Consider the following 15,900-nt stretch of genomic DNA (forward strand, 5'->3'; position numbering starts at 1 on the left):
CAGCCCGGCTCAGCCCAACGGCCCGGGACGGCGTTCTTCGCTGAGCAGGACATTGGCCTCGACCTCGCCCACTGAGGGCAAGGTCATGATCCGGCGGCGCAAGACCCGTTCGAAATCGGCCAAATCCCGGGCCACCACTTTCAGGCGATAATCATAGCGGCCCAACACGTGCAGCACGGTCTGCACTTCTGGAATGGCGGTGATGGCGCGTTCAAAGTCTTCCAGACTGACCCGCCCCCGCGCGGCCAGCTTGATGCCCAGAAAAACCGTGACGCCAAAGCCCAGCTTTTCATGGTCCAACACCAACCGCTCGCCGCTGAGAATACCCAAGTCCGATAACCGGCGGATGCGGCGCCATGTGGCGGGCTGGCTAAGCCCGAACCGCCGCCCCAGCGCCCCGGCGCTTTGCCCGGCATCCAGCGACAGCGCCCGAAGCAGCGCCCGGTCGGTATCGTCCAGATCGCTCACAGCGGCAGGCTTTCGGTCTGTTTGATGGTGGCGACGCGCATCAATGGTTCCAGATCAGCGATATGCGGCAGGGTTAGGATGCGGCTACGATAGATGTCCTGATAATGCCGCATATCCCGCGCAATCACCGACAGCCGCAAGTCAATCCGACCCAGAAAGGTCTGAATCTCGATCACTTCTGGGATGTCGCGCGCCTGTGCAATGACCGTATCGAAGGCCCCGGCTTGGGTCTTGTCCAAGGTGATCCGCAAGCTCACCTCGACCTCATAGCCAAGGCGCACCCAGTCGATCACGGCGCGGCGGCCCTGAATGATCCCGGCTGCGGTCAGTTTTTCCAGCCGTCGCCAGCAGGTGGCGCGGGTCATATCTGTGCGTTCAGCCAAGGCCGCCGCGCTGAGCGACGGATCCTCTTGATAGAAGCGCAGGAGGCGGCGATCTTGATCATCAAGTTGCATGAACATCTTACTATCAAGCAATTTCACGCATGACAATTTCACATTAATGGCAAAACAGGGCAACTCTCTGCAAACCATCGCCGTAAAGGCGGTAGACTGCGCAACACAAAGCCATAACGGCACTACGGAAGGACCAAACCATGCGCGTTTACTATGACCGCGATTGCGACATCAATCTGATCAAAGACAAGAAGGTCGCGATCTTGGGCTATGGCAGCCAAGGCCACGCCCACGCCCTGAACCTGCGTGACAGCGGCGCGAAGAACCTGGCAGTTGCCCTGCGCGAAGGGTCGAAGTCGGCGAAGAAAGCCGAAGCCGAAGGCCTGACCGTCATGGGGATCGCTGAAGCTGCGGCTTGGGCTGACCTGATCATGTTCACAATGCCCGACGAATTGCAGGCCGAGACCTACAAGAAATACGTGCATGACAACATCAAGCCCGGTGCGGCGATTGCGTTTGCTCACGGGTTGAACATCCATTTCGGCCTGATCGAGCCGAAAGAAGGCATCGACGTCATCATGATGGCCCCCAAGGGTCCGGGCCACACCGTGCGCGGCGAATATGTCAAAGGCGGCGGCGTGCCGTGCCTTGTGGCTGTCGACAAAGATGCATCCGGCAAAGCGCTGGAAATCGGCCTGAGCTATTGCTCGGCCATCGGTGGCGGTCGTTCGGGCATCATCGAGACCAACTTCCGCGAAGAGTGCGAAACCGACCTGTTCGGTGAGCAAGCGGTTCTTTGTGGCGGTCTGGTCGAACTGATCCGTTGCGGCTTTGAAACGCTGGTCGAAGCTGGCTACGCGCCGGAAATGGCCTATTTCGAATGCCTGCACGAAGTGAAGCTGATCGTGGACCTGATCTATGAAGGCGGCATCGCCAACATGGACTACTCGATCTCCAACACCGCAGAGTACGGCCAGTACGTCACCGGCCCGCGCATCCTGAACTACGACGAAACCAAAGCCCGGATGAAGGACGTTCTGTCCGACATCCAGAAAGGCAAGTTCGTGCGCGACTTCATGCTGGAAAACGCCGTGGGTCAGCCGACGATCAAAGCGTCGCGTCGTGCCAATGACGAGCACCTGATCGAAGAAACCGGTGCGAAACTGCGCGGCATGATGCCGTGGATTTCGGCTGGCAAGATGGTCGACAAAGAAAAGAACTGATCTCAACTGAACGCACTGACGTTCACGACGAGACCACAATTGCAGCCCCGCGCCCGACCGGCGCGGGGCTGTTGCGTTAGGAGGGGGTCGAACGATCCGGCGCGGCGACACGTTTGCGCAACGAGGTATAGACCGGGGCATCGCCCGTCATTGTCGGAACCGCCATGGCGCTGAAACTGGCGGCCAGCATGGGCAGCAACAGCTGCGTACTTCCGGTCATTTCCGTCACCAACGCGATTCCGGTCAACGGTGCGCGCACCACCCCGACGAAAAAGGCGGTCATCCCGACCACTGCCATCGCTTCGGGTTGGATGCCCAGCACCGGTGCCAGCGCTTGCACGGCCAGTCCGGCAAACAATCCGGCTTGCGCCCCCAGCACCAGTACCGGCGCCAACAGCCCCCCCGGCGTGCCGGCGGAATAGGACAGCGCCCCAAGAACAAGACGCAGCATGAAAAAGGCGGGCAACAGCGCAAGGGTGCCGACCCCCAAAAGCGCCTGCTGGGTGATCGGATCGCCACCGCCCACCATGTGCGGCGCATACCACGCAACGACGCCAACCCCGGCCCCAATGACCGCAGCGCGCAATTCAGGCACCCGGTTCAGCCGGTCCGTGACCGCCACCGTCGCCAGCAGGCTGCGGTTATAGACGATCGAGATAACGCCGATGAAGATACCCAGCAGACAATAGATCGGAATATGCTCTAGTCGGGAGGAGGTCAGGACCGGCATGATGAAATCATGATGGTCGCCCACGATCAAACGCGAGACGGCAATTGCGGCGGCCGATGCCCCCAACGCCACGACGGTGATCCGCGGCTCGAACCGCCCCACCAATTCCTCCAGCACGAAGACAGCCCCGGCCAAAGGGGCGTTAAAGGCAGTGGCCAGCCCGGCCCCCGCAGCCCCAGCGACCAGTTCGCGACAATCAGAGATGCTACGCCGAAACGCCCGGCCGATCATGTTGGCGATCCCCGCGGCCATTTGAATGCTCGGGCCTTCGCGCCCCAGTGCCAAGCCTGACCCAATGGCCAGCACCCCGCCCACGAACTTCACCGGGATCAGCCAAAGCGGCGCAGGCTTAGCCTCGCCCTCCAGTTGAGCCTCCACATGCGGAATGCCGCTTCCAGCCGCTTCCGGCACCACCCGGCGCACCAAAAATGCGGCGATGGCGGTGGCCGTCATGCACGCGCCTATGACAATTGCCATGCCGTAAGGTTGCCCATGCGCCCATGTGATAACAGTGCCGCGAAACGCCTCGGCCGCCGTCAACGCCATCCGGAAACAGGCCCCAACCACCCCGGTCAGCAATCCCACCAGCACAGCCAGCAGCCCCAGCGCCAGCACGCGCGATGGCTGACGACCAGAACCCGTTCCATGTGAAGTCAAGAGTCGGGCCATTCTGCCTGTCTTTCTGTGGGTGTCTAACTTGCCTCAGTCATGGCGCATCAGGGACCGAAATAGGAACCCGACACGGCGTCGCGGCCCCCAATCAGCCCAACGACAAAGCCGATCAGACGGCCGCTTGAACCGCAGAGACCACATCGTTGACCACCTGCTCAAGCATGGCGGGATCTTCGCATTCCGCCATCACCCGGATCAGCGGCTCGGTGCCGGATTTGCGGATCAGCAGGCGCCCATGCCCACTCAGACGGTCTTCGGCGTCGGCAATGGCAGATTGAACCAAGCCCGCCGCCAGCGGGTCAGACCCTGCGGAATAGCGCACATTCTTCAAGAGTTGTGGACAGGGCGTGAACACCTGGATCAGTTCCGAGGCCCGGCGTCCGGTCTGCACCATCTCGGCCAGAAACTGAAGCGCGGCCACCAGACCGTCGCCGGTGGTGGCGTAGTCGGTCATCACGATATGGCCGGATTGTTCGCCGCCAAGATTATAGCCGCCCTCGCGCATGGCCTCGACCACATAGCGGTCGCCGACCTTGGTGCGCAGCATGGCGATGCCCCGGCTTTGCAGGAACCGCTCGAGCCCGAGGTTGGACATCACGGTGGTCACCAACGCATTGCCGCGCAATCGCCCGTCAGCGGCCCAGCGACTGGCCAACAGGCCCATCAGTTGATCGCCATCCGCCACTTGCCCGGTCTCATCCAACACAATCAATCGGTCGGCATCGCCGTCCAGACTGATCCCGACATCGGCCCCGTGTTCCCGCACCGCTGCGGCCGCGGCTTCTGGCGAGGTCGAACCGACCTTGTCATTGATGTTGCGCCCATTCGGGGCGACCCCAATCGGGATCACTTCGGCGCCCAATTCCCACAAAATCTCGGGCGCCGCGCGATAGGCCGCGCCATGGGCGCAATCAATCACAACCTTCAGGCCGCTCAGGCGCACATCCTTGGGAAAGGTGGTTTTGGCGTATTCGACATAGCGCCCCGGCCCATCATCGATCCGGCGTGCCCGCCCGATATTCTGAGGTTGCGCCGGGATCAGGTCCCCGCGCGTCAGAATTTCGATCTCATCCTCAGCGTCATCGGACAGCTTGAAACCATCCGGGCCAAAGAACTTGATGCCGTTATCGGTCGACGGATTGTGGCTGGCCGAAATCATGATGCCGAGATCGGCGCGCATGGACCGGGTCAGGAAACCAACCGCAGGCGTGGGAACCGGACCCAGCAGCAGGACGTTCATGCCGGTCGACGTCAACCCGGCGGTCAGCGCAGTTTCTAGCATATAGCCCGACAGGCGGGTGTCCTTGCCGATCACCACGCGATGGCCATTGGTCTGATCGCGGCCAAAATAGCGCCCCGCCGCCGCGCCAAGGCGCAACGCCAGTTCTGCGGTCATTGGGAAAGTGTTGGCCTGACCCCGAACCCCGTCCGTGCCAAACAGCCTGCGATCGTCCATGTTGTGTCTCCCTCGTCGCGGTTCCGATCGGCCGGAACCTGAGCCGAGGCCTCTGCCCGGGCACCAGAAGATCACATCTGCACGGCTGCGCCCGGCTCTGCAAGGGGGGCAGGGTCTGGGATCACAACCGAAGCGGCATATTCCTGCCGCTGACCCATGTCAGCGACACCAGTTTCCGGCAAAGAAAATTAAGCGGCGGCTCGAAGGGTCAGCGTGTCGCGACGCGCTCTGGCTGACGATAGAACCGGTGGACGCCAATGCTGGCCGTCAGGGGAAACTTTCGCGACCAAGACGGCTTCACGGCCCGGGTGTGGTAGTGGGTCGCGCCATCGGTCAACGCCTTCGGCGCACCGGCCAAGCTGACTTCCGCGACTTTCGACACCTGAATAAACGCATCCTTTTCCCGAACCGTCTCGGGATTTCCGTCACAGGTATAGGTAAACTGGCATTGGAACTTGCGCCCCGTGCCCTGATTGATCACGCCGCACACCGTGTTCGGATAAGAGGACGAAGCAACGCGGTTCAGGATAACTTCTGCCACCGCGAACTGGCCCTTCACGCTTTCGCCGCGCGCTTCAAAATACAGGGCCTCGGACAGGCAATTCAGGGCCTCGCTCCGCTCAACCGGCGCCGGGATCGTGGCCAGCCAAGACTTCGTGTAATCCACAGGCACAGTGACTTTGGCGGCCGGAGTGACCAGATTTTTCAGGTCCCCATCCTTGATCGACGCCATCGCCGTCTTTTCCTGGCCGAACAGCTTTTCCAATTGACCGGCAAAGCCAGCAGTCGGATCGTTAGATGTACTCACCGTCGTGTCTGCTGCGGCAGCCGTCATTGTCAGGCTTGTCAGCAGGGCCAGAAGTCCCATTCGCATTGTCACAAAGTTTACCCATAGTTTCCTCGACAGCGATGCTCGTACCCGGTCTGTTAAGGATTTGGCAAATCCGCGACTCTGCAATCGGTTCCAAAATCTTTTCCGATCGGTGGATTTCTGCCGATTGGAGTTGTAAAGTGGTTTTTAATTCAGCGCCTTGGCTCGTCAATCGCGATGAGCGGATATCAGCGCAAGTTGGGCCGTTGCCAGCCGAGCTTGCGGCACCCTGAAGGGCGAACAGGAGACATAGTCAAAGCCTGCGTCCCGACAAAAGGCGATAGAATCGCTGTTGCCGCCATGCTCACCGCAGATCGACAGGGCCAAATCCGGCCGGGCCGACCGACCACGTTGCGCTCCGATCAGCAGCAATTCGCCCACCCCATCGCGGTCCAGCACGTGGAAGGGATCTTCGGAAAAGACGCCCTGCCGAACATAACTTCCCATGAAGCGGCCCGCATCATCGCGCGACAACCCATAGGTCATCTGGGTCAGATCGTTGGTGCCAAAGCTGAGAAAACTGCAATGCGCCGCCAACTTCCCCGCGATCAGGGCCGCGCGCGGCGTTTCGACCATAACTCCAAGGCGATAGGTCACCGGCGCCCCGCGCTCGGCCTGTACTGCCGCCGCGATGGCATCGATCCGGCCCTTGACGATTTCCACTTCCCGGCATGCCGAAACCAGCGGGATCATGATTTCCGGCACCACCGTTGCCCCGTCTTCGGACACTTCCAACGCCGCCTCAAAGATCGCACGGGCCTGCATGTCGTAGATTTCCGGCAGCGTCAGGCCCAGCCGAACCCCGCGTAGGCCCAGCATCGGATTGAATTCGGCCAAGGCGTCGATGCGGCGCTGCACATCGCTGACCGGACGGCTCAGCGCTTCGGCCAGTTCCAAAATGCCTTCGCGGTCATGGGGCAGAAATTCGTGCAATGGCGGATCGAACAACCGGATGCAGACCGGCTTGCCCGCCATGATCCGGAAAATACGCTTGAAGTCTGTCCGCTGCATCGGAAGCAGACGGGCCAGCGCCGCATCCCGGTCCGTTGGGGTGTCGGCAAAGATCATCTCACGCATGACGGTCAGCCGTTCTTCGGCAAAGAACATATGTTCCGTCCGGCACAGCCCAATACCATCCGCCGCGAACCGGTGCCCGATCTGCGCGTCTTCCGGGGTATCGGCATTGACCCGAATGCCGATGTCCCGCACGTCGTCCGCCCATGACAGAAAGGTCTCGAACGACTCGTCAAGGGCCGGGTGCAGCATCGGCATGGCCCCCGCCAACACGGCGCCCGAACTGCCATCCAATGTGATCACGTCGCCCTCGCGGAAAATATGGCCGCTGGCCGATTCGATGGTTCCGGCGCGCCGGTCAATCCGCAGCTCCGACGCCCCGACCACGCAAGGCACGCCCAAGCCCCGCGCGATCACCGCCGCGTGGCTGCTCATGCCGCCCCGCTCGGTCAAGATGCCGGCAGCCGCGTGCATGCCGCGCACATCGTCCGGCGTGGTCTCACGCTTGGCCAGAATGCAAGTCTCGCCATGGGCGGCCATGGCTTGCGCCCGGGTACTTGAGAACACCAGCGTGCCCACAGCCGCGCCCGGGCTGGCTGCAATCGCCCGGGTCACGATGATGCCCGGCACCGTCGGATCGACTTGGGGATGCAGCAACTCGCTCAGCGCGCGCGGGGCCACCCGCAGTAAGGCGTCGGTGCGCGAAATGATCCCATCCTGACACAGGGCGATCACAATCCGAACCGATGCGGCGGCGCTGCGTTGAACTTTGACCGCATCCAGAATCGACAACTGCCCGGCCTGAATGGTGAATTCCAACTGCATCTCGTCGCGCAACCGCTGCCGGCACAGGTCGCCATAGCCGACCAACTGATCAAAGACTTCGGGACAGACCTGTTCCAGCGATGGTCCGCGGGGATCACGGGTCAGATAGATCGCCCCGGCGCGGTCGGTCAGGGCATCTCGTCCCTGACTTTGACTGAGATAGCGCCCGGTAATCTTCGGCTGTCCAGTCTGAGGGTTCACGAACTGCATTACCCCCGATCCGGATTCGTCCGGCCCCACCCCGAGCGCCATTTCTTGCACCACCAGCCCCAGCCCCGCTTCCACCGGCGCACCCCGGGCCTGCCGCAGCAGCCGGGCCGAGGTGCTGAACCACGCCCGCGCCATGGACCGCAGAACCCCAGCCAGCTGCACCTCTGGGTTTTGCGGGAACGGCTGTTCGGTCTCAGCCTCGAAGCCGCGCAAGGCGGTGGCGACGCTGTCAGCGCTCGGATCGGCGGCAGGGTCGAACAGAGCATCGTCCAGATGGGCAACCTGAACGGCATAGGTGCGGATGAACCGCAAATACAGGGCGTTCGCGGCGGCGGCACCATGGCTGTCGATCATCGCCGCATGGCGGGCATTGTTCATCCCGATGTTCAGAACCGCCCCCGGGCCGCCCCAATCCGGGTCCTCGGAACTGGGTCTGACCGACACCAGCGGCGTTGTGCCAAAGGTGCTTAGCAGCCGGGCGACATCCGGCATCCGCCCCGCGGAAATGCCCGTGACCGCTTCGAAGGACAGGGCGACAGTGCGCGGCACCGGCAAACCCATACGCACCAACCGCTGCAGGCATTTCGCCCGGCCACCATGTTGCGCCACCAACAGGGACGCTGTGGAGGTGATGGTGGTGAAATCCTTGAACGTCGCCAGTTTCATGCCGGTCCGCGCTCCTTCGCGCGGCCAGCCTACTCGGCGTCCCTGCGCTTAGAAAGCCCTATCCGTCCAGCCGCGTCAGATCCGCAACCGCCAGACAGGTGGTGCGAATCCGGTACAGCAGGTTCAGCCGGTTCCGGCGCAGGATCTGACTGTCGCCATTGACCTGTACCGCCTCAAAGAACCCGTCGATGGGGGCGCGCAGGGAGGCCATGCTGGCCATGGCCGACGCGAAATCTTCGGCCTCGATGGCCGGAGAGATCGCCCCCCCCGCCCGGTCCAGCGCCGCAAACAACGCCTTTTCCTCGGGCCCTTCGGCCAGCTTCACATCCGGCCCGTACGAATATTCCACCCCATCCGCCGCCTCGGCCTGCGTCAGGATGTTGTTGGCCCGCTTGAACCCCTGCACAAGGTTCTCGCCATCATCGGTCTTTAGGAACGCCGCCAACGCCTCGGCCCGCTTGACCAGCAGGGTCAGGTCGTCATTGCCGGGCATGGCTAGGCAGGCGTCGATGACGTCATGCGGAATGTCGCGGTCACGGAGGTAGGTTTTGAGTCGGTCGTGGAAGAAGGCAAGCAATTCCCACTCTACAGAGCCAATTTTTTGGATTGGCCAAGCGAAGCCACGCTCATCTAGAATTTGTCTTTCGAGGGTCTTGATTTCGTCAGCGGCGGCGGCCGTTCGAAGCGAATAATAAGAGATATTCACGTCACTCTCTGTGCTTTCGTTGAAGTACGTTAATCCAGCACCTGTATCATCTTCAGCCAAGTTTCCTACTACCGCATAGAAACGTTGTTCAGTGACAAGCACTGAATAATTTGAGCGCACTCCGGAACGAAGCAACGTAGATAGATTGACGCGGACGCCATTTTCGAAAATCAACCTGATCACCCCCAAGGCCGCGCGCCGCAGCGCAAACGGGTCTTTTGATCCGGTGGGCTTTTCGTCGATGGCCCAGAACCCAGTCAGGGTGTCGATTTTGTCGGCCAGCGCCACCGCCACCGACAGCGGCGCGGTCGGCATTCCATCGGATGGGCCCAGCGGCGAGTAATGCTCTTCGGCCACGGCGGCGACCTCGGGGGCCAGCCCAGCTTCCAGCGCGTAATACTTGCCCATGACGCCCTGCAATTCCGGGAATTCATAGACCATTTGCGACGACAGATCCGCCTTGGCGATCCGGGCCGCCTGTTCGGCCTGATCCGGGTCGGCACCAACCAGCGGCGCGATCTCGCGCGCCAGTGCCGCGATCCGCTCAATCCGGTCCTTTTGGGATCCCAGTTTGTTGTGGAAGGTCACATTGGCCAGCGCGTCGGTCCAGTCGGTCATGCCCGCCTTCGCCACCCGCAGGTCATTTTCCCAGAAGAACTTGGCATCCGACAGTCGGGCGGCCAGCACCTTCTGGTTGCCCGCCAAAATGGTCGCGCCGTGATCGGCGGTCGCGACATTGGCGACGGTGATGAACTTCTCGATCCGTCCGGTGGCCGGATTGCGCACCGAGAAAAACTTCTGATGCTCTTTCATCGAGGTTTGCAGCACCTCGGGCGGCAGACCCAGGAACTCGGCCCCGATCTCGCCCATCAGCACCACCGGCCATTCGACCAGACCGGCCACTTCGGCCAGCAAGCCTTTATCTTCGACCACTTCCAGCCCTTGGGCGAAGGCCTGATTGGTGGCGTCGTGCCAGATCGTCTCGGCGCGCGCCCCGGCATCCAACACCACATGGGCCCGGGCCAGCTTGGTGGTGTAATCCTCGAACGAGGTCACGGTGAAGGCGTCGGGCGACAAGAACCGGTGCCCGCGGGTGGTGTTGCCAGCGCTCAGATGGGCCACCTCCAGCGGCACAACCTCTGCGCCAGCCTCGTCATGCAGAATGCACAAGATGCTATGCAGCGGCCGGACCCATTTCAGATCGCCCGCGCCCCAGCGCATCGATTTCGGCCATGGGAAATTGCGGATGGCCGCGCCCAGAACCTCGGCCACGATCTCAGCTGCGGGACGGCCCGGCTTTTCGATGCTGGCGAAATAGATCTGGCCCTTCTTCTCGTCCCGCAGTTCCAGATCGTCCAAGCTGAGGCCGGTGGCGCGCAGAAAGCCGTCGATGGCCTTTTGTGGCGCGTCGGCGCGCGGGCCTTTGCGCTCTTCCCGGGTGGTTGGGCTGTGCGGGGTCAGACCCTGCACCGTCAACGTCAGTCGGCGCGGTGTGGTAAAGGCGGCGGCGCCGGCATAGGTCAGACCAGCCTCGACCAATCCATTGGTGACCAGCTGTTTCAGATCAGCGCCAGCCCGGCCCTGCATCCGGGCAGGAATTTCTTCAGAGAAGAGTTCGATCAGAAGGTCGGGCATGGTCATTCCCTAGCGTAGAAGAAAAATCCGAAGGCGCACATCGAGCGCGCCTCTCATGAAACAGGCCGATACCAGTGGCAGGGCGCAAAAGGCAATCGCAGAAGGACGCAAACCTGCGCCATCCGTCTAGTCCGTGAAGGTCTCGTTCAGCTGATGCCACGCAAAAGCACGGCCATCAGGGAACACCGCAATGACCCGGTCAACCCCATCCCCGATCCCGTCTTGCCCTAAAAACGCCACCGCAGAGCCGTCTTCCAGCGCGGTGCCGATTTCTGTGGCATTGAAACAATCGAACCAGCCGGGCGCGGTCAAAGGCTCGGCTGCGGGATAGGTCTGGTAGGTTTCAGTAAGAGCGGCCAGCGACACCGGCGTCGCAAAGCAGGCCCGGAACCGGATCGGCGAGCTGGTCGCGTTAATCGCCTGCAACTCCGTCGTCGGGATGGCTTCGGACGCATCGCCCGCAATCGGCACCAGTCCGATTGACACCGTCGCCGGGTCCAGCCGGTCGTAGAAATAGTAGACCTGAAAGTAATACAGTGCGCCCCCCGCGATCAGGGCCGCGCCAAGGATGATACTTCCAAGAATCTTGCCGTTCATGCTGTCCTCAGGGGCGATTTTAGGCCCGCCCGGGGCCGATGGGTCACTGCAGTCTTGGGCGGCGGGTCACGCGGTCGCGCGGCCCCCGGCTTCGGTGGTCACGAACGCATCGGCGCACAGCTTCGCCAAGGTGCGCACGCGCCCGATATAGGCTTGCCGTTCCGTCACCGAGATCACGCCGCGTGCATCCAGCAGGTTGAACAGATGGCTGGCCTTGATGCACTGATCATAGGCGGGATGCGCCATGACGATGTGACGGCCGGTCTTCGGATCCTCGGCAGGGGCGGCCAGAATGGCCCGGCATTCGGCCTCGGCATCCTCAAAATGCGTCAGCAGTTTTGCGGTATCGGCCTGATCAAAGTTGAAGCGGGAATACTCCTGCTCGGTCTGGCGGAAGACATCGCCATAGGTCAGCGCAATCGGCGCGGCGGGATCGTTGAACGGCATGTCCATGACGTGATCGACGCCCAGCACATACATGGCCAGACGCTCCAACCCATAGGTCAGCTCACCGGCCACCGGGGCGCAATCGTGGCCGCCAACTTGTTGGAAATAGGTGAACTGGGACACTTCCATGCCGTCGCACCACACTTCCCAGCCCAATCCCCATGCGCCAAGGGTCGGGCTTTCCCAATCGTCCTCGACGAAGCGGATGTCATGCAGGGCCATATCGATGCCGATGGCCCGAAGGCTGCCGAGATAGAGCTCTTGCAATTCCGGCGGCGACGGTTTGATCACCACCTGAAACTGGTAATAGTGCTGCAAGCGGTTCGGGTTCTCGCCATAGCGCCCGTCAGTCGGACGGCGCGACGGCTGCACATAAGCGGCAGCCCACGGGTTCGGCCCCAGTGACCGCAAGGTGGTGGCCGGATGGAAGGTGCCAGCACCGACCTCCATGTCATAGGGTTGCAGCACGGCGCAGCCTTGGGCCGCCCAGTAGGACTGGAGACGCAACAGGATTTCCTGAAAACTGCGGGGGCGAAGCGGTTCGGATGCCATGGTCGGGCCTTATGCGGGAAAACCCGTTCTCAATAGGCAACAGCCGGGTTGGGGTCAATCATCCCCCGTCGATTGCGAATGCATCCGGTGCGATGTTTGGTAACTTGGACCAGAATATCAGGGAGCAAGCGGGATCAGATGATGGGTGTGGTGTTTTACAGGCTTTGGGCGTGCCTCGGTGTGGTTGCCTGCGTGGGAATCGGCAATAGCGGGGTCGCCCATGCCCAAGAGGCCACTTGGGTCCAACTGGCGGCCCGACCCAACCTGACCCAAATGGAAGCGCAAGCCAGCGAATTTGAACAGCGCCTAGGCGCGGTGCGCGGCTATGCCCTGCCCTCTGGCTGGTTTGCTTTGTCACTGGGACCACAGGACCGCACCGTTTCTGAGCGGATGTTGCAGGATCTGTCCCGGGCCGGAACGATCCCTGCGGACGCGTTCATCAGCGATGGCGGCACCTATCGGTCGCAGGTCTGGCCGCCCAACGGGGCTGCGGCAGTTCAACCACAGACCAATTTTGCCGCGGTCGCGACGCCCAACACCACCCAGCAGCCCTTAGGAGTCTTGGCGGATGAGACCACGGAACAAGCCGGCATCAGCGAAAAGGCCCTGAGCAATGAGGACCGCCGCGATCTGCAACGGGCCCTGCGCTGGTTCAATGTCTATGACGGCAGCATCGACGGGCTGTTCGGCCCCGGCACCCGCCAATCGATGGGCGATTGGCAGCGTCAGAATGGCTATCCCACCACCGGCATTCTGACCAGTCAGCAGCGCAGCGTGCTGCTGGACCGTCACACCAGCGAACGGGCGGAACTGGGTCTTGAACGTCTGGTCGACGAACAGGCCGGGATCTCGGTGGACCTGCCCACAGGGCTCGTCAGCTTTGACCGCTATGACGCGCCGTTCGTGCATTACACATCCCGCGACGGCAGCGGGGTGGAAGTCATGTTGATCTCGCAACCGGGCGACCGCGCCATGCTGGCCGGTCTTTATGACGTGCTTCAGACGTTAGAGATCATCCCCATCACCGGCTATCGCAAGCTGGAAGACAATCGCTTCGTCCTGATGGGGTCCAATGCCACGCGGCAATCCTATGCCTATGCCGAAACCGGCGGCGGTGAAGTCAAAGGCTTCATTCTGCTATGGCCAGCGGACGATCTGGCGCAGCGCGACCGCGTTCTCACCCAGATGCGCGCCAGTTTCACGCCGCTGCGCGGCGCGGTCCTTTCTCCGCAGGACAGACCGGACCGCGCCAACAGCCGCGATCAGCTTGCCGGTCTCGACATTCGCCGGCCCTTGCGGTCCGGGGCCGGGTTCTTCATCGATAGGGATGGCTATGTGCTGACCTCGGCGGCGCTGACGACCGGTTGCGCCCGCCTGACCGGTCCCGACGACATTGCATTCACCCAAGTTGCAGACGATCCGGCCCTCGGCCTCAGCCTGCTGCGCCCAAGCGCGCCGTTGGTGCCGCTGAGTGTCGCCCAGTTCACCCCCACCCTGCCGTTCACAGGGGCTGAGGTCGCCGTGGCGGGTTTTCCCTATGGCGGGCGTCTGGACTTTGCGTCGCTGACCTATGGACAGTTTGAGGAGGCCGTCGATCTGGGCGGCGATCCCAGCCGCAGCCGCCTGTCGGTCAAGACCGACCCAGAAGATATGGGCGGGCCAGTTCTGACCGACACCGGCGCTGTGGTCGGGATGCTGTTGAAGGCCGGCACCGCATCAGGGGATAGCCGCGTCCTGCCGGATGATGTCCGCCTAAGCCTGAACACCGCCGCTGTGCTGCCGTTCTTGCGCACGGCCGGGCGTCAGATCACCGAAGCCACCGGTGCGGGCGACGGCTCGCCCGAGGCGTTGTATGACATCGCCCGGGATATGACGGTGCAGGTCGCCTGCTGGCGCTAAGCCGCGCCGCCCTTAACGCTGGCCCTGCTAGACCCGCCAAAATTGCGGCGTCAGCAGGGTCAACACGGCCAACAATTCCAGCCGTCCAACCATCATCGCAATCGCAAGCAGCCATTTCGCGGTGTCGTTCAACCCGGCGAAATTGCCAGAAGGGCCGATCTCTTTGCCCAGACCGGGGCCGATATTGGCCATGGCGGTCGCCGCCCCGCTGAGCGAGGTGGCAAAATCCAGTCCGGTCATGCCCAGAAGCACCGACAGCACTCCCAGCGACAAGATGAAGGTGGTGAAGAAGAACATCACCGATGACAGCACCGCATCCGGGATCGGCCGCCCGTCATAGCGCGGCACAAATATCCCGCTGGGCGAGTGGATGCCGCGCACCTGCGCTTTCAACGATGCGAACAGGATCTGATAACGGAACACCTTGACCGAACAGGCCGTCGATCCGGCGCAGCCGCCCACCAGCCCGGTCAGAAACAGCACGACGACCGGGAAGGTCCCCCACAACTGATAGTCCGCCGAAGAATAGCCGGTCCCGGTAATGATCGAGGTGGTGTTGAACAGCGCCTCGCGGAACTGCAATTCGTCAAAGCCTTCGCGGCGCCATTCCCAGAATGTAATCGCCAAGGTGATGACCGTAACGATGATCAGAAAAGTTCGGACCTGCGTGTCCCGCCACAAGGACCGGGGCGAGCCGAACATGAATTGGACGTAGCGAACAAAGGGCAGTGCCGACAAAATCATAAAGATCGAGGCGCAATAATGCTCGCCGGCCGAAAACCCGCCGAAGGAGGAATCGTAATTCGCCATCCCGCCGGTGGAAATTGTGGTCATGGAATGGACGATGGCGTCAAACCCGGACATTCCTAAAAGGGCGTAGATCAGACCGCAAGCCACGGTCAGCACCACATAGATCACCGACACCTGCGACGCGATCTGGCGCGCCCGAGGCAGGATTTTTCCATCGGTTTCAAACCCTTCGGACTTGAACAGCTGCATCCCCCCGACCCCAAGTTCCGGCAGGAACACCATGGCCACGACGATGATCCCGACCCCGCCGAACCATTGCAGCATCCCGCGCCACAGCAAGGTACCGTGTGGCAGTTCCTCCAGCCCGACGAACACCGTCGATCCGGTGGTGGTAAAGCCTGACATTGCCTCAAAAAACGCATCGACGAACCGGGCATTCGGCGCCCCAAGCACGAAGGGCAATGCGCCAAATGTCGGCAGCGCCAGCCAGACCGCCGTGGTCAGAAGAAACACCTGTTGCAGGGTCAGCTTTTCCCCCGCGCCATTCAGGCAGCCCCCGGCCAGCGCCATCCCGAGGGTGATACAGATCACGGCGCTTTCCAGCATCGCAAACCAGTTGTCATTGCCCACGGCCAGATCGACCATCATGGGGATCAACATGGTGCCGCCAAGAATGGCGACCAGCAATCCAACAACATATCCAACAGGGCGAAAATCGATCATTCGGAAGCAGTGGCGGCGTGTCTTAAGCCTGTCAAGGCTTGGCTGTCGGCAACAGCCGTCC

12 protein-coding genes are annotated in these 15,900 nt (G+C 62.0%); 2 read left to right on the forward strand and 10 right to left on the reverse strand.

The window, feature by feature from the left end; genetic code table 11:
* Positions 1-9 precede the first annotated feature (9 nt).
* Together BV911_RS01560 and BV911_RS01565 are read right to left on the reverse strand one after the other, a co-directional pair.
* On the reverse strand, positions 10-468 hold the full coding sequence (locus BV911_RS01560) for an Lrp/AsnC family transcriptional regulator (RefSeq protein WP_086051814.1): 459 nt from the start codon (positions 466-468) through the stop codon (positions 10-12).
* Positions 465-923: an Lrp/AsnC family transcriptional regulator gene (locus tag BV911_RS01565; protein ID WP_086052015.1), complete on the reverse strand. Its 459-nt coding sequence runs from the start codon at positions 921-923 to the stop codon at positions 465-467. Before BV911_RS01565 ends, BV911_RS01560 begins: the two co-directional genes overlap by 4 nt.
* A 140-nt stretch (positions 924-1,063) precedes the next feature.
* On the opposite strand from BV911_RS01565, the gene ilvC reads away from it, so the two are divergent.
* Positions 1,064-2,086 carry a ketol-acid reductoisomerase gene (gene ilvC / locus BV911_RS01570; protein ID WP_086051815.1) on the forward strand — a complete coding sequence of 341 codons (1,023 nt, stop codon included), beginning with the start codon at positions 1,064-1,066 and terminating at the stop codon, positions 2,084-2,086.
* Between the two features lie 76 nt (positions 2,087-2,162).
* On the opposite strand, the gene clcA is transcribed toward ilvC, so the two are convergent.
* The 7 genes from clcA to BV911_RS01605 form a co-directional block, all read right to left on the reverse strand.
* Positions 2,163-3,485 (reverse strand): H(+)/Cl(-) exchange transporter ClcA, encoded by a 1,323-nt coding sequence (gene clcA, locus BV911_RS01575; RefSeq protein ID WP_086051816.1) that lies wholly within the window; start codon positions 3,483-3,485, stop codon positions 2,163-2,165.
* Between the two features lie 112 nt (positions 3,486-3,597).
* Positions 3,598-4,944 carry a phosphoglucosamine mutase gene (gene glmM, locus BV911_RS01580; protein ID WP_086051817.1) on the reverse strand — a complete coding sequence of 449 codons (1,347 nt, stop codon included), beginning with the start codon at positions 4,942-4,944 and terminating at the stop codon, positions 3,598-3,600.
* A 208-nt stretch (positions 4,945-5,152) separates the two neighbouring features.
* The gene (locus tag BV911_RS01585) at positions 5,153-5,818 is read right to left on the reverse strand and encodes a cell wall hydrolase (RefSeq protein WP_086051818.1); all 666 of its coding nucleotides are present in this window, start codon (positions 5,816-5,818) and stop codon (positions 5,153-5,155) included.
* Positions 5,819-5,983: 165 nt separating this feature from the next.
* Positions 5,984-8,530, reverse strand: coding sequence for a putative PEP-binding protein (locus BV911_RS01590; protein WP_086051819.1), 2,547 nt, complete (start codon positions 8,528-8,530; stop codon positions 5,984-5,986).
* Positions 8,531-8,588: 58 nt separating this feature from the next.
* Positions 8,589-10,871 carry a glycine--tRNA ligase subunit beta gene (gene glyS, locus BV911_RS01595; protein WP_086051820.1) on the reverse strand — a complete coding sequence of 761 codons (2,283 nt, stop codon included), beginning with the start codon at positions 10,869-10,871 and terminating at the stop codon, positions 8,589-8,591.
* A 126-nt stretch (positions 10,872-10,997) separates the two neighbouring features.
* Complete coding sequence (locus BV911_RS01600; protein WP_086051821.1) at positions 10,998-11,468, reverse strand: DUF6446 family protein; 471 nt, start codon at positions 11,466-11,468, stop codon at positions 10,998-11,000.
* A 66-nt stretch (positions 11,469-11,534) separates the two neighbouring features.
* Positions 11,535-12,467, reverse strand: coding sequence for a glycine--tRNA ligase subunit alpha (locus BV911_RS01605; protein WP_086051822.1), 933 nt, complete (start codon positions 12,465-12,467; stop codon positions 11,535-11,537).
* Between the two features lie 138 nt (positions 12,468-12,605).
* Here BV911_RS01605 and BV911_RS01610 point away from each other — a divergent pair, with 138 nt between their 5' ends.
* On the forward strand, positions 12,606-14,366 hold the full coding sequence (locus BV911_RS01610) for a serine protease (RefSeq protein ID WP_205963782.1): 1,761 nt from the start codon (positions 12,606-12,608) through the stop codon (positions 14,364-14,366).
* Positions 14,367-14,393: 27 nt separating this feature from the next.
* Here the strand turns inward: BV911_RS01610 and BV911_RS01615 are convergent, their stop codons facing one another.
* Positions 14,394-15,839, reverse strand: coding sequence for a TrkH family potassium uptake protein (locus tag BV911_RS01615; RefSeq protein WP_086051824.1), 1,446 nt, complete (start codon positions 15,837-15,839; stop codon positions 14,394-14,396).
* Positions 15,840-15,900: the final 61 nt, after the last annotated feature.

This window comes from Pseudoruegeria sp. SK021 (assembly GCF_002119405.1).
Taxonomy (GTDB): Bacteria; Pseudomonadota; Alphaproteobacteria; order Rhodobacterales; family Rhodobacteraceae; genus Meridianimarinicoccus.

Coding starts and splice junctions, on each gene's coding strand:
- BV911_RS01565 (WP_086052015.1), bottom strand. CDS start 923: ATGCAACTTGATGATCAAGATCGCCGCCTCCTGCGCTTCTATCAAGAG.
- ilvC (WP_086051815.1), top strand. CDS start 1,064: ATGCGCGTTTACTATGACCGCGATTGCGACATCAATCTGATCAAAGAC.
- clcA (WP_086051816.1), bottom strand. CDS start 3,485: ATGGCCCGACTCTTGACTTCACATGGAACGGGTTCTGGTCGTCAGCCA.
- glmM (WP_086051817.1), bottom strand. CDS start 4,944: ATGGACGATCGCAGGCTGTTTGGCACGGACGGGGTTCGGGGTCAGGCC.
- BV911_RS01585 (WP_086051818.1), bottom strand. CDS start 5,818: ATGCGAATGGGACTTCTGGCCCTGCTGACAAGCCTGACAATGACGGCT.
- BV911_RS01590 (WP_086051819.1), bottom strand. CDS start 8,530: ATGAAACTGGCGACGTTCAAGGATTTCACCACCATCACCTCCACAGCG.
- glyS (WP_086051820.1), bottom strand. CDS start 10,871: ATGCCCGACCTTCTGATCGAACTCTTCTCTGAAGAAATTCCTGCCCGG.
- BV911_RS01600 (WP_086051821.1), bottom strand. CDS start 11,468: ATGAACGGCAAGATTCTTGGAAGTATCATCCTTGGCGCGGCCCTGATC.
- BV911_RS01605 (WP_086051822.1), bottom strand. CDS start 12,467: ATGGCATCCGAACCGCTTCGCCCCCGCAGTTTTCAGGAAATCCTGTTG.
- BV911_RS01610 (WP_205963782.1), top strand. CDS start 12,606: ATGATGGGTGTGGTGTTTTACAGGCTTTGGGCGTGCCTCGGTGTGGTT.
- BV911_RS01615 (WP_086051824.1), bottom strand. CDS start 15,839: ATGATCGATTTTCGCCCTGTTGGATATGTTGTTGGATTGCTGGTCGCC.